Source organism: Chryseobacterium sp. MYb328 (assembly GCF_037572595.1).
Classification (GTDB): domain Bacteria; phylum Bacteroidota; class Bacteroidia; order Flavobacteriales; family Weeksellaceae; genus Chryseobacterium; species Chryseobacterium pennae.
Window position 1 is genome coordinate 98419 of the sequence record NZ_JBBGZQ010000003.1, and the last position, 15560, is coordinate 113978.

Here is a 15560-nt window from a genome sequence, read left to right on the forward strand (position 1 = left end):
AAAAAACAAACAAAAAATTAAAATTAAACACAAAAATATAAATTACAACAATTCAATATTAATAAAATACTATAATAATTGAATTTAAAAGATTTTTTTTAATCAAAAGTCTATTCGTTTTTTCGCTCCTGCTTCTGCATCCATTCTTCATGTTTCCTTTTAAAGAATTCATATTTGTAATCCTGATTCCTCTGTGCAGCATCTATGGAATGGGAAGTATGGATATCTGTATCTTCTTTAGCAAACTGAGCCAGGTTTTCATAATAATGATGAAGCTGATCCAATTCAGCCTCTGTAAGATCTTCAATATCTACAATTCTGTTGCTGGCTTTTTCATGGGCTGCAATGATTTCATTCAGCTTGATCTGTATTGCTTTTGAATCTTTATTCTGGGCTTTTTGAATGAGGAAAACCATGAGAAAAGTAATGATTGTAGTTCCTGTATTGATAACTAACTGCCAGGTTTCGGAATAATCAAAAAAAGGTCCTGAAATAGCCCAAACTATAACGATAAGCATGGCACCAATAAAAGCGTACTGACTTCCTGTAAATTTCACAGCCCAGTTTGAAAATTTTTCAAAGAGATTGTTATTTTTATGATCCATAGTTCAGATTATTTTATATTAAATGTATAAAATTAACCCGAACAGACGAAGGTAATAGTGAAAATGAGGTATGTAAATTTAAATTAAGGGATATTTTACTTGATTTTTCTAAACCTATGCCACCAGATCAGGAATCCTGTAACAGGCAATGAGCAACCGATAAACGAAACGATAAAGTAAAGAATAATACTTGGCAGGCCCATAATTTCTCCTGTATGCAATGGCTTGGCCAATGATGTGAATTGTTTATTTAAGGGCTTATCTGAAAACAATTCTTTGGTTTTAAAATTTCCGGTTTTATCAAAAGTAACTTCATCCGGAAGCATCATCCCAAGGAAATTTTGGGTATTGGTTTTAATGACAACATATCTCGGATTATCTTTATTAGGTAGCTCTATACTGGTAACTGCAGTATAAGGAAGATACTGATCTGCCAGCCGTAAAATTTCATCAATGGAAGCTGATTCGGAGTCTTTAAGATTTTTCTTTTCATCCTGTTTCTGGAGCATATCTTCCAACAGTCCGCCAAATGCGTCATCATCATTCCCTGTATCTTTTGAAATACGATCAATGGAAGATCCTCCTAAGCTTACAATAAGGCCATTCTTCACCCAAGGATAGGTTACATACAATCCGGTAACTGCAATAAAGAACAATATCAGAAAGGTATAAAAGCCAAGGGTGTTATGAAGATCATAATTCACTCGCTGGAATTTTGCCCTGAACATAACGGTTAAACCCTGTTTCAGAAACTTTAGCTTTTTAGGCAGCCAAAGGATAACCCCTGAGATCAATAATACACAAAACATCAATACGCCGGCTCCCAGGATCTGACGACCAGCATTTCCCATCATCAGATTTCTGTGAATATCCAGAACGATTTCAAAAAAGCGACCGGATCCCACTTCAGGCTGACCAAGAATTGTTCCGGTATATTGGTTATAATAAGTACTCTTGTCTAATTGATTTTCACGATAACCAACGACATAACTGCGTCCTTTATCATCAGGAATCAACAGTGAGGTGAGTTCTTTATTCTGTTTCAGTAATTCTGCCTGGATAAGATCCGGATTCTTAACCTGGGTGGAGGTTTCACTGATATATACTTTGTCTCTGTTTGTAAAATCAATGATCTGATTTTTGAAAGCATAAAGACAGCCACTAAGGCAAACTATAAAAATGATGACACATGATAAAAGTCCCAGCCAAAGGTGAATAATCCACATTACATATTTAATGAGAGATTCATTCTTGCGTCTTTTCCTGTAAAGGCTTTTAAACAGTGTTTTCATTTTGGTATTATAGCAAAAACATTAAGACAGTTGAAACCGTCTTAATGTTTATAAAATTAATTTGATATGAATAAATTAAAAGTCAATACAAATTTGAGAAAGGAATCTTTAGTATATCCTCCTTTCCAAACCGGTATTAATATTGTTTATTTTCTTCCTTTGAACTGGATTTCTTTTACAATCTCCTCGAACTTTGTATAATGTTCCGGAGTTAATGCTTTTTGAATCGCAGCCTTTCTCTGCGTATCAAATTTCTCCCAGTATTCTTTAGCAAGATCATTATTCCCATGATATACATCGTGTGCATCACTGAATGCTTTTTCAAAAGCATCGTTTGCTGCATTCACTACTTTGAACTCATCTTCTGAAAGCTGAGCTTCTGCTTTTATTCTTTCCAGTAAAGCATTATCATATCTTGGTCTTTTTCTGGCATTTTCATCAACAAATTTGTTGAATCTTTCCATTTGTGGGCCATCCAAAACTTTAGCCATTTCAATAGACTGCTGGGCTCTCAGTTCTTCTCCTTTTATTCCCAATGCCACACGGTCCATATTACCACCCTGAGCTTTTGCAGCCTGAAAGTTCTGCTCCTGCAACTGCTGGTATTTTGCAGTGATCTCATCAAAGCTTTTTTCCTGGTCTGGAGTAAGCTGTACTTGTGTTTTAAACTGGTTGTAATCCACTCCCTTCTTTTTATCACCCGAACATGAAGCTACCACTAAGGTTGCCAATGCTACTACAATAGTTTTGATATAAGTACTTTTCATGTCTATTTTATTTTAAGGTTTTACAATGTTTTAGAAGAAATAATTAGCTCCGAACTGATATCTGATTCCATCGATTCTGAAACCAAAATTACTAGCCGGATCAGTAGTATCATTACGAATATCCTTATCTAACAGATTATATACTCCAAATGTGAAACGAACGTGTTTGTTCAATCTGTACACCGTTCCTAAATCTAATAAGAAGTAAGATGGAATTGGGTATTCCTGGGCTTTACCTCTGCTAACCCCCGGCTGGCTTTCGCTTCTGTAATTTCCTCTTGACCAAAACTCAAAGCTATCGTTAGCTTTCCACGAAAGATTTACATTGGCCATATGTTTTGGTATTCTTGCATATGGCTTATTGTACAATGCTGGAATTTCTTCAGATTTAATCTTAGTATCAGTATAGGTATAGTTTGCTTTTAATACAATATCCTTTGTCATATTTACTCCTAGGTTAGCTTCAAGTCCCATACTGTTTGCCTTACCAAGGTTTTCTCTTGTTGAGATAAAGTCATAGATATGGTTGTATAAAGCTTCAAATTGCTTACATTCTTCGGTGTTATTACATTTTCTAACTTCAACCAGTTTGTTTTTAAAGTCTGTATTAAACCCTGTTACGCTAAGGTTAATCACTTTTTTATTATCCTCAAACATTACCGTCAATTCCTGATTGAAACTTTTCTCCGGTTTAAGGTCTTTATTTCCGATAATTACTCCATCCTGAGTTCCACCACCCGTCACCTGTCCCCATCCTGGGTTTACAGCTCTTAGCCCCGGAGCTTTATATCCCCATGAAGCACCTCCTTTAAATGTAAAGTTGTTTGTTGCGCTCCATACTAAATATCCTCTTGGCGTAAAGTTAGAACCATAGTTCTCATCATTATCCAGACGTGCTCCTGTAACCAGGTGTAGTTTATCTACTAACTTCCAGTTACCTTCCGCAAAAGCAGACCAGTTCCAACGGGTCAGTTTGGTTACCACTTCCCCATTTTCGGATTTCATTTTATTTCCTAAATCATTCAGCCTTTCATATCTGTATTCTGCTCCAAAGCTGATGACATGATCTTTAATATTGAAATTATTAAGACTGTATGCGGCAAAAGTCTCATACCTCATATCCCTGTTTGGGTTATTCGTGTTGTCATACTGGATATAAGAATTTGTATGGAAATTAGAATAGTCACCTTTATGACTTAATGCCAATACATTTCTCTCGTAGTTATTACGTGAGCTTTTTGCTTTTGGTCCCAAAGAATATCCAGGATTCTGATTTCTTTCCTGACGGTTATAATCGTAGCTTAGTTTAAAGGTATTTTTAGTATTTGGAGTAAGACTGAATTCTGTTCCAAAAGCTTTAATAACTCTTTCTGTAAATCCACCAACAAACTTATCTTCATTTCTGTCGGAATAGCTCCCGGTCACTTTCATTTGAAGAAGGTTTTTCACTAAAGAACCGGCAGCATACCCATCAATCTGGTATGTATTTCCAGATTCTTTATGTACCTGCTGTATTAAGCTGGTTCCCACAGATCCTCTCCAGCCGTTACTCAGTTTTTTAGTGATAATATTGATTACTCCGCCCATCGCATCAGAACCATATAGTGAAGACATTGGCCCTTTTACCACTTCAATCCTTTCAATGGTTTCCAATGGTGGCATCCATCCTTGTTCTATACCTGGGCCATCAGAATTGGGTCTTGTCTCTCTTGTATTGATTCTTTTCCCATCAATTAAGACTAATGTCTGCCCAGATTCGGCACCTCTTATTGAAAAATCACTTGTACTTCCTCCTCCTGTAACGAAAACACCTGGAACATCCTGTAATGCATCGGTAATGTCTCTATACGCTCTTTTTTTAAGATCTGCCTGAGAAATTACAGAAATCGTAGCTGGTGTGTCTTTGATTTTCTGAGCATACCCGGAACCCGTTATTACGACTTCATTAATATGGTTACTTTTTAACGTGTCCTTAGTTTTCTGACCGCTCATGAAAGCTGATCCTAAAACAAGCAAGGAAAAAGATACTGTTCTAAACATCAAGATTTTTTTGCAAAGTTATTATTTTTAATGATTCTAAATAAATAAACTAAGGTGACATATCTCACCTTACAATTACCATCAATATAGGATCAACAATCTCATCATAATTATGATAAAAATATACTAAAGTAGCTTTTCGGCTATTGAGGATAAGCACTCCATACTATACAATGATTATCAATATTGGAAAAGAAAAAAATGCGCATATATAGATCCCTATTTCATTTATACCCATCATAAAAAAATAAAAAATCCATCCCTAAAATAGGGACGGATAGTATTATGTATTGTCTTTATATTAGTTCAAAGGATACTTTATAGCTTTATCAATTTCGATTGGATTATTATCCCGAAGCATTACTCTTCTACGTTCATCAGACATTCCTTTGAGCTGATCTATGCTTTTAACCTGTACTCCGGAAACCCAGAAAGTATTCTCGGGATTAGTATTGGATTTAAACGATTCTGCGACATCATGTAACGGATCGTTGTACAGTTCCAATTGTTTTTTTGCAATCATCTTATCGGTTACAGGAAGAGGTTTCTTTCCCAAAAAGCTATCCAGAAATGGGGTTTTATAAGTGTTGGAAAACTTCATACTTTTTGCCAGTTTAAAGAGGTAGTTTTTTTTACTGTCTTCTATTTCAAAGATCAGTCCGGGAAGTCCACGAAACTTGTAAGGTCCTTCGCTTAAATTGATGTCTTTGCAGAACCATGCAATCCATTGTCTGCCCCCGAAATCTGTAGTTGCTTTCTGTAATGTATACTGCCCGTCAACTTTAGTTTCATCTGATAATTTCCAGTTGATTTTATCATTTGATTTTAAAGAATAAAAATCATTCATCAGAATGAGTGAGGTATTTTCAGAAGAGTTCTTTTTTCTGATGACAGCGGGAAGATCATCATCCCATCTGGCACTTTTCTGTCCTCTGATCATATTTAGAGAGTCGTTTTTTGCATAGGCATAAGGGTAGAATTTGATATCATCAGGATTGATATCAAGTACCATATTAGCTTTGGTAAAATCCTGTGCCAATGAATCTTTTTTGTATTGAAGCAGATAAACGAAACGATGAGTCTGTGCACTCAATAATAAAGGGAATAACAGAAGTATTAGTTTTTTCATGGTATAAGTTTGAATCAAAAATATTGATAATGTTTGATTCAATCTAGAGATAATAAAAATCTTTTTAAAATTGAAACAGAAAAACCGTCCCTAAAAAGGAACGGTTTCTATAATCATTGCAAAGTATGCAGTTATCACACTTTAATTTCAACGTCTACACCTGAAGGAAGTTCTAATTTCATTAGAGCATCAACAGTTTTAGAAGAAGAAGAGTAGATGTCCATTAGTCTCTTGTGAGCTGATAATTGGAACTGCTCTCTTGCTTTCTTGTTTACGTGCGGAGATCTCAACACTGTGAAGATTCTCTTATTCGTTGGTAATGGAATAGGACCGTTTACAACAGCACCAGTAGCCTTTACCGTTTTTACGATTTTCTCAGCAGACTTGTCTACCAAGTTGTAATCGTAAGATTTTAATTTTATTCTGATTCTTTGTGACATTTCTTGTACTTTAAAAAATTAACCTTTTGCTTTAGCTATGATATCTTCAGCAACGTTTTGTGGAGTAGCTTGGTACTTCTCTAATTCCATAGAAGAAGTAGCTCTTCCTGATGAAAGTGTTCTTAGAGTTGTTACATATCCAAACATTTCAGAAAGTGGAACAGAACCTTTGATTACAACAGCTCCATTTTTCTCTTCCTGACCACTGATTGTACCTCTTCTTTTGTTAAGGTCACCAATGATGTTACCCATATATTCTTCCGGAGTTACAACTTCCAGTTTCATAATAGGCTCCATGATTACTGGTTTAGCAGCACGTCCCGCTTCTTTAAATCCTAATTTAGCTGCCATTTCAAATGAAAGCGCATCAGAATCCACCGCGTGGAAAGATCCGTCTTTAAGAACAACTTTAATACCTTCAACTTCGAAACCAGCCAAAGGACCGTTTTTCATTGCAGCTTTAAAGCCTTTTTCAATTGCAGGAACAAATTCTCTAGGAACGTTACCACCTTTGATCTCATTGATGAATTCTAAACCAATTTTACCTTCGTCAGCAGGTCCTAGTTCAAATACAATGTCAGCAAATTTACCCTTACCACCAGATTGTTTTTTGTAAACTTCTCTGTGCTGAGCAACTCTTGTTAAGTTTTCTTTGTACTCTACCTGAGGTTGTCCTTGGTTTACTTCAACCTTGAACTCTCTTCTCATACGGTCTACAATGATATCTAAGTGAAGCTCACCCATACCAGAGATAATCGTTTGTCCAGAAGCTTCGTCAGTTCTAACAGTAAACGTTGGATCTTCTTCAGCCAATTTAGCTAAAGCGTTACCCATTTTATCCTGGTCAGCTTTAGTTTTAGGCTCAACAGCGATACCAATTACCGGATCAGGGAAAACCATCGATTCAAGAATGATTGGGTTTTTCTCGTCACACATTGTATCACCAGTTTTGATAGATTTGAATCCAACAGCAGCACCAATATCACCAGCTTCAATATATTCTACCGGGTTTTGTTTGTTAGCGTGCATCTGATAGATTCTAGAGATTCTTTCTTTATCTCCTGAACGAGTGTTCAAGATATAAGAACCTGCATCTAGTCTTCCAGAGTATGCTCTGAAGAATGCTAATCTTCCCACGAACGGGTCAGTAGCAATCTTAAATGCTAATGCAGAGAAAGGCTCATCAACAGATGGTTTTCTTGTAATCTCAGCATCAGTTCTTGGGTCAGTACCTTTGATATCATCTTTATCCAATGGAGAAGGCAAGTATTTACATACTGCATCCAACATAAACTGTACTCCTTTATTCTTGAATGAAGAACCACAAGTCATTGGGATAATAGATAAATCGATAGTAGCAGCTCTCAATGCAGCATTGATTTCTTCTTCTGTAATTGAATCCGGATCTTCAAAGAATTTCTCCATCAAAGTCTCGTCATACTCAGAAACAGCTTCTACTAGTTTTTCTCTGTATTCAAGAACTTCATCCTTCATATCTTCAGGAATTGGCACTACTTCGAAAGTAGCTCCTTGTCCTGCTTCATCCCAGATGATCGCTCTGTTTTTAATTAAGTCTACAACTCCTTTGAAATCTTCTTCAGCACCGATTGGTAAAACGATTGGAACTGCGTTTGATCCTAACATACTCTTAACCTGGTTTACCACGTTAAGGAAGTCAGCACCTTGTCTGTCCATTTTGTTTACGAATCCCATTCTAGCAACTTTGTAGTTGTCAGCAAGTCTCCAGTTTGTTTCAGACTGAGGCTCTACTCCATCTACTGCTGAGAATAAGAATACCAATCCATCTAATACTCTTAAAGATCTGTTTACTTCTACTGTGAAGTCAACGTGTCCCGGTGTATCAATGATGTTGAAGTGGTAAGGCTTAGTATCTGCAAGAGGCTTTCCTTGGTCTGTTGGAAAGTTCCAAGAACAAGTAGTTGCAGCAGAAGTAATAGTAATACCTCTTTCTGCTTCCTGCTCCATCCAGTCCATTGTAGAAGCACCATCGTGAACTTCTCCAATTTTGTGGTTTACTCCTGTATAGAATAAGATTCTTTCAGTAGTGGTAGTCTTACCTGCATCAATGTGAGCAGCAATACCAATATTTCTTGTAAATTTAAGATCTCTACCCATTTCAGATTAGAATTTAAAGTGTGAGAAAGCTTTGTTAGCTTCCGCCATTTTGTGAGTATCAGATTTCTTTTTGAAAGCTGCACCTTCTTCTCTTGAAGCAGCTACAACCTCATTAGCTAATTTCAAAGCCATAGACTTATCATTTCTCTTTTTAGAGTAGCTAATTAACCATTTCATTGCCATAGAAATTTTTCTATCAGCTCTGATTGGCATAGGAATCTGGAAGTTAGCTCCACCTACTCTTCTAGAACGTACTTCTACGTGAGGCATAACGTTTGTTAATGCATCTTTCCAGATTTCAAGGGCTGTTTTCTCAGTTTCTCCTTTTTTAGTTTCTACGATATCTAATGCATCATAGAAAATTTTGAATGCGATAGACTTCTTACCGTCTAGCATTAAGTTGTTTACGAATCTCGTTACCAATTGATCATTAAACTTCGGATCTGGTAACAACGGTCTTTTTTTCGCTTTTGTCTTTCTCATTGCTTCTGTACCTTATTTAATGATTATTTTTTCTTTCCTTTTGCAGGAGCTGCAGCAGCTTGTCCTGGTTTAGGTCTCTTAGCTCCGTACTTAGATCTTCTCTGAGTTCTTCCATTTACACCAGCTGTGTCTAATGCACCTCTTACGATGTGGTAACGTACTCCCGGTAGGTCTTTCACCCTTCCGCCTCTAACCAATACTATCGAGTGCTCTTGAAGATTATGTCCTTCGCCCGGGATATAGGCGTTAACTTCTTTACCGTTTGAAAGTCTTACCCTTGCTACTTTTCTAAGTGCAGAGTTAGGTTTCTTAGGTGTAGTAGTATATACTCTCGTACATACACCACGTCTTTGTGGACAAGAATCAAGGGCAGCCGATTTGCTCTTCTTGGCAAGCGTGGCTCTTCCTTTTCTTACTAATTGTTGAATAGTAGGCATTTAATTGCTTTTTATTTTAGGGTGCAAAAATAGTAATATTTTTTTAATTGACAAGCAGTTATGAGATTTTATTTTGTAAGAATTTTTCTGCTTTTATTTTCAAAACCACTGAAAACCACCATTACTTTTATGTTGTTGATTCATTTTAAGTAATGGTGGCTGATATCAAAAAATCAAATTCTTATTTAAAGGCATCCTTTATTATTTTTCCTTTCATATATTGTACGGGAACTCCTAAAAGCTCAGCCATTGTACTTGCAATATCAATTTGCTCATAGTTTCCTGTACTGATAGTGGTATTCTTTTTAAAATCGGGACCCATTGCGAAAAATTCAATGTGTCTGCATCCGGCACAATCATCTCCATGTTCTGCAAAACCTCCTTTGGCATCTATATGTCTGCCATGGTCGTTGGAAACAATAAGGGTTGTTTTGTCTTTATAGGCAGGAAGTGACTGGATATAATCCCAGATTTCTTTGATGGAAGCATCTGTCGTTTTAATCGCTTTGATATACTCAGTCCAGTTATTGGCATGGCCATAAGAATCTACATCTTTAAGATTGATTACAATAACATTCGGACTGTACTTCGCCATAACTTCTTTGGTTTTTGTCATCGTCACCAAATCATCACGATATCCTGATCCGTTTCCGCTTACTCCACAATCTACACTTGGCTGAAACTTTCCTTTCCAGTCTGCCAGTTTACAATCGTTCAAAACCTCCAGCTTATCTTTAGACGCAATCACCCATGCTTTTGTTTTATCTGCTCCGGTGAATTTCAGCCACTGCTGCATCACTGATGGAAAGCCAGGTAATTCGGTTCCGTTATTTTTGATATTCTCGTACACCCCTGAGCACATTGCACTGTGTCCGGGATTGGTATTGGTGGTTCCGTTGTTTCTAAAATTACTGATAAATATCCCCTGGCTCAGAAGACTTACTCTGTTCGGAATATTCTCTTTACCGGCAGATTCCCAGGTTTCAGAAATACGAGGCCCGTCAACAACCAAAAGAACTACATTTTTAGTTTGGTATTTATCCTTAGGTTCTACCTTTGCCTGTGCTTCATTGTCATTGTTACTACATGAAAACATAGATAAGGACATAGCGAAATACATGAAGATTTTTTTCATAGCTTTTATATTATTTGTGGATTTCGTGTGCAAAGCTAGAAAACACAGCCTCCCTATTGATGAACAAATTGTTATCTATTTCTTAAGAATTTAATACATAAATCAATAAAAAGGGAAATATCAGTACTTTAAAGGGAAAATGCTAATTGATATTTATTTTATCATGGTAACGGTTACATTTTTGTTCCAGTGAAAGTCTTTAATATTCTCTATCAATCTATTTCTGGTTTCCGGATCTATAGAATAAATGAACAGGCGTTTAAAACCCAGTACGGCATTATCACTTTTTACCTCCAAAGCGGCCACTTTTTTCCAGTTTTTGGGAGGATGTCCATCCAGCCACTCTTCATAGGCAATTGCAAGCTGATAACTGTTATCATGGGTATAATCGGTAAGAAATTCTTCCACCTCATCATCGAAGGCTTTTTTCCTGATTTTAAAATCTACCAGCTCCATAGACCCCAACCCCACAAAATCCAGCAAATGAATTTCCGTAAAGTAAGTAATGGCTCCAATGTCATTAGCAACCACTTTAGAGGTATTATAATATTTGTTTAAAAACCTTGCAGACTGTATTTGCTGTTCATAAATATTTGCACTTCCGTTAAGAATCAAAGCATGAGAATAATTACACTTATATATCAATAGCAATGCATTGGCAATAATAAAGATCCCTATTATAGGCCCTGTCTTAAAAGCTGACCACGGTTTTATAAAGTAAGACAGCAACCTTGGAACAAGAACCATACTAAAAGCAACCAATAAATACGCCTCATATCTGAAGATACTTCTTATTTCACCAAACAGACAATGCATTATCAATGTAAGCCCAAAAGCAATGAAAAGAAAATTACCGGAGATGACGGACCGGAAGTCTGGTTTGCTCTTATAATCCTTATACATCAGAGCTCCTCCAATTAATAAAGGAAAAAGTCCAATTTTATAGAAGGTAATATTAAGGAGCAGCTTTTTGAAAATAATATCAGTAATCTGAGCTAAGACATTTCCTGAGAAATCTATCAGGGTTCCTTTTACCACTACTGAATTGGGAAAGAAATAACCGCTTCTATGGTAATTAAAATACCCAAAAACCACAATCGGAATGAAACCGAAAAGAAGTACCAGTACAGCATTTTTAAAATTTCTTACCAGTAAGAAAACGAAAGCCAGGGACACAAAATAAAACATGCTTTCAAATCTTATCAGCCCCAACAGCAATACTGTAAAATAAAACCAATATGCATGAAGGTTCATTTTAAAATCACCTTTAATCCAGTGCTGAAAGCAATATATATTCACTGCTACCACAAAAACCTGTAAGACATGTTCCATTCCTGACATAACCTGTACATGCAATACAGAAATAAAAAGAGTAAACAGACATGCTGCAACAACATGTTTAGCGGGATGTAAAAAATTAGAATAATACCTGGTAAGTACGATAATAAGCAGACCGCAAACAATAATATTAAAAACCAATGGTATTAAAGCATGATTTTCAAAAACTGAGATCAGAATACTTAATATAAAGGTAAATACCGGAGATGATGATGAAGACGAAAAAGCATATTTTGTAACTCCCCATACTCCATGAAGAGCAAAATTTTTAGCAACTACCAAATGAATATAAGCATCATCCAGTATATAGGTAAAATAATTCTCAGTAACTGACAGCATCATCAGAATATAAGCAAGGCATATCCCGAAAAAAATAGCAGCTGTTATTAAAAAGCTTTTCATCATTACAATATTAATATATCCAAACTATACAGAAAATCAGTCCAGCACCTCAACCTTTATACCCTCATTCCAGGTAAAACTTCGTATGTGTGCTTTCAAAGCATCATGAATAGCCGGATCTATTGAATAAATATACACATGGTCTCTTCCCAATACGGCATTCCTGCCACTAATAGTTAAAACAGCCGCCTTCCTCCAGTTTTTTGGAGTATGGCCATCCATCCATTCATCATAGGCGACAGCAAGGGTATAATTATTTTCAGCAGAATATTTAGTCAGAAAAGATTCTACCTCAGCATCTACCTTTCTTTTCTTCATTCTTAAAGGGACGATCTCTTTTGACCCCAATCCTACGAAATCAAACAAATGTATATCTGTAAAATAGCTGACAGCCCCAATATCGTTAGCCATTACTTTAGATTGATTGTAATATTTTTTCAGAAATCTTGCAGACTGTATCTGTTGCTCGTAAATGTTTTTACTTCCTGTTACGATTAGAAAACTTACTAATCCTATTTTTAAAATAAGCGCTCCCATTGAAAAAACAATCAAAGCAGCTATTGTCCTGTTTTTCTTTACAAGAAACTGCCTCTCTTTAAAATAAATTTTCAGCTTTGGTACTATCGCCATGGCAAATCCTGTAAGCAAATATGCCTCATACCGGTAAAAGTTGGTAAACTGACTGAATGTTCCATGTATACACAATGCAACACACCAGACTACAAGAAAAAAATTACGGGTAAGCACTTCCTGAAAGCCTAATTTCTTTTTAACATCTTTAATAATAAAAAATACAGAAATGAGTAGTGGACATAAAGACGCATTATAAAAATAAGGGTTTTCAACAAACTTAAACAGAAAGATATTAACCAGCTGTTCAATATAATCCTTCGAAAGATCAAACCTAAGTCCTTTGATAATAACCGAGTTAGGAAAGTAATATCCTGTTTCCTGATAAGTAAAATAACTAAAAATCAAAACAGGAACAAAACCAAAAACAATCACTCCCGCCATCTCTTTATACCTTCTTAATAAAAGAAGAACAAAAGAAAGTGCTGTAAAATAAAACATACTTTCAAAGCGGATCAGCCCAAGTAATGCCAATGTGAAATAAACGCATGCAGAATCATATCTGTTTTTATATCCGGATTGTCGCCACTTTTCAAAATATAAAATATTGACGGTAACCATCATGATCTGTAATACATGTTCCATTCCTGAAAAAATAAGCAAAGGGACAGAGGTAAATATCAGGGTAAATAAACCGGCAATAACAACAGTTTTGCTTTGACTAAAATAATATGCGTAATATTTATTCAGAAAAAACAGCATAAAAACAGCACATACGACATTAAATATCAAAGGAATGAGCTCATGATTTCCCAAAAAGAAGATCAAAATACTTAGGATAAATGTAAATACCGGTGAAGAAGAAGAAGAAGAAAATGAATATTCAGTAATACCCCATACCCTGTGGAGAGCAAAGTTTTTGGCCATTGCCAAATGGATATAAGCATCATCCAGGATATAGGTAAAGTAATTTTCAGTCCCGGACAACATAAGAAAGAAGTACCCCATACATACTCCCAGAAATATTGCCGCTGTAATTAAGAAGCTTTTCATCGTTTGCAATATTAACACTTCCTACCTATTTAAAAAAATTAAATATTTAATAGGGTCCGGACTTAATCTATGATCTTAACGGTTATATTTTTATTCCAGTTAAAATTTTTCACCTGTTCTCTCAAAGTATTATGAATACGGGGGTCGATAGAATAAATATATAAGTGATCTTCTCCCAATAGTGCATTACTTCCACTGACTGTCAACACAGCCACTTTTTTCCAGTTTTCAGGGGTATGTCCCTGCAGCCATTCTTCGTATGCTATGGCAAGCTGGTAACCATTTTGAATAGTATAAGACTTCAGAAACCTTTCAAATTGATCATCTATTCCTACTGGTCTCATTCTGAATGGTACCACTTCCTTGGATCCCAATCCTTCAAAATCCAGCAAATGAATATCTGTAAAATAACATATTGCCCCGATATCATTAGCCACTACTTTAGCATCAGGATAATATTTCTTTAAAAATCTTGCTGACTGTATTTGCTGTTCATAGACATTTCTGCTTCCTACTACTGTAAGGTAACTTGTGAACCCTACCTTTACCATCAATAATACAAACGAAAGGAAAATCAATACTGAAATACCCCTGTTTTCTTTTAATAAATAGCCCTTGTGCTCATAAACAGATTTCAGCTTCGGAATGACAGCCATAGCAAAGCCTGTTAAAATATAGACTTCATATCTGTACAGCTTTGTAAACTTGCTGAAGGCTCCATGTAAAAATAAAGTAATACACCATACTATCAGAAGAAGGTTCCTGCTGAGTATTTGTTGAAAACCCAATCCTTTTTTAATATCCTTTGCAATCAGCACTGCAGAAATTAATAATGGTAATATACCTGCAAAATAAAAATTGCGGTTATCCAGAATCTTATGATACAGTAAACCTGCGACCTGCATAAAATAGTTACCGGAAAGATCAAATCTACTCCCTTTTATGATTACCGAATTAGGAAAAAAATACCCCGTTTCCTGGTGAGTAAAATATCCGAAAATCAAAATAGGAATAAAACCGCAGATCAATACTCCCGCAGCATATGTAAACCTTCTCAGTAATATGAATACCAATGCAAGAGCCAGAAAGTAAAACATGCTGTCGAATCTTATCAGCCCAAGTAAAGCAAGACTACTGTAAAACCAACCGGAACAGTAATTATCTTTATATTCTGAACCTTTCCATCTTTCGAAACAGAGAACATTCACTACAATAACCATTGCCTGCAGCACATGTTCCATCCCTGAAAAAACAAGCATTGGAACGGAAGTAAATAGCACTGTAAAAAAAACGGCTGCTATAACTGATCTGGCCTCATTAAAATAGTCTGAGAAATATTTATTCAGAAAAAAGATCATAAAAAAGGCAGTTACTGTATTAAATAATAAAGGGATAAGTTCATGATCTCCGAAAACATATATAAGACCACTTAAAAAAACAGTAAAAACCGGCGAGGATGAAGTAGATGAAAATGAGTACTGAGTCACCCCCCATACCCCATGAAATGCGAAATTTTTGGCAATTGCCAGATGAATATAAGCATCATCCAGTATGTAGGTAAAATAATTTTCAGTTCCGGACATCATCAGAAAGAGATAAACCATACCTACTCCCAGAAACAGTACCGTTGTTATTAAGAAACTTTTCATCGTTTGCAATATTAATACTTCCAAACTATTTTTAAAAATTTTCTTATAGTTATCATCTATTAATATACAGAGCTATTCGGCACG

At 35.8% G+C, this 15560-nt stretch carries 13 protein-coding genes; all 13 read right to left on the reverse strand.

The genetic code is table 11. From position 1 onward, the window contains the following. Positions 1-110 precede the first annotated feature (110 nt). Positions 111-605 (reverse strand): low affinity iron permease family protein, encoded by a 495-nt coding sequence (locus tag WH267_RS04470; RefSeq protein WP_115967832.1) that lies wholly within the window; start codon positions 603-605, stop codon positions 111-113. A 95-nt stretch (positions 606-700) separates the two neighbouring features. Then, positions 701-1897, reverse strand: a complete 1197-nt coding sequence (locus WH267_RS04475; protein ID WP_340006062.1) for a PepSY-associated TM helix domain-containing protein — start codon at positions 1895-1897, stop codon at positions 701-703. Positions 1898-2043: 146 nt separating this feature from the next. Then, positions 2044-2664 (reverse strand): hypothetical protein, encoded by a 621-nt coding sequence (locus tag WH267_RS04480; protein ID WP_340006064.1) that lies wholly within the window; start codon positions 2662-2664, stop codon positions 2044-2046. A gap of 30 nt (positions 2665-2694) precedes the next feature. Beyond that, positions 2695-4704 (reverse strand): TonB-dependent receptor domain-containing protein, encoded by a 2010-nt coding sequence (locus WH267_RS04485; RefSeq protein WP_340006066.1) that lies wholly within the window; start codon positions 4702-4704, stop codon positions 2695-2697. A gap of 301 nt (positions 4705-5005) precedes the next feature. Beyond that, positions 5006-5833, reverse strand: coding sequence for a GLPGLI family protein (locus WH267_RS04490; protein ID WP_340006068.1), 828 nt, complete (start codon positions 5831-5833; stop codon positions 5006-5008). Positions 5834-5967: 134 nt separating this feature from the next. Further along, entirely contained in the window at positions 5968-6273 is a 306-nt protein-coding gene (gene rpsJ, locus WH267_RS04495; RefSeq protein WP_002661363.1) for a 30S ribosomal protein S10, read from the reverse strand. Positions 6274-6291: 18 nt separating this feature from the next. Next, entirely contained in the window at positions 6292-8409 is a 2118-nt protein-coding gene (gene fusA / locus WH267_RS04500) for an elongation factor G (protein ID WP_340006069.1), read from the reverse strand. Positions 8410-8415: 6 nt separating this feature from the next. Beyond that, positions 8416-8892 (reverse strand): 30S ribosomal protein S7, encoded by a 477-nt coding sequence (rpsG, locus tag WH267_RS04505; protein ID WP_034677991.1) that lies wholly within the window; start codon positions 8890-8892, stop codon positions 8416-8418. Positions 8893-8915: 23 nt separating this feature from the next. Then, positions 8916-9329, reverse strand: a complete 414-nt coding sequence (gene rpsL / locus WH267_RS04510; RefSeq protein WP_002983146.1) for a 30S ribosomal protein S12 — start codon at positions 9327-9329, stop codon at positions 8916-8918. Between the two features lie 181 nt (positions 9330-9510). Continuing rightward, entirely contained in the window at positions 9511-10464 is a 954-nt protein-coding gene (locus WH267_RS04515) for a sulfatase-like hydrolase/transferase (protein WP_340006070.1), read from the reverse strand. A 153-nt stretch (positions 10465-10617) separates the two neighbouring features. Further along, entirely contained in the window at positions 10618-12207 is a 1590-nt protein-coding gene (locus WH267_RS04520; protein ID WP_340006072.1) for a hypothetical protein, read from the reverse strand. A gap of 33 nt (positions 12208-12240) precedes the next feature. Continuing rightward, positions 12241-13827, reverse strand: coding sequence for a hypothetical protein (locus WH267_RS04525; RefSeq protein WP_340006075.1), 1587 nt, complete (start codon positions 13825-13827; stop codon positions 12241-12243). A gap of 62 nt (positions 13828-13889) precedes the next feature. Then, entirely contained in the window at positions 13890-15476 is a 1587-nt protein-coding gene (locus tag WH267_RS04530) for a hypothetical protein (protein ID WP_340006077.1), read from the reverse strand. Positions 15477-15560 lie beyond the last annotated feature (84 nt).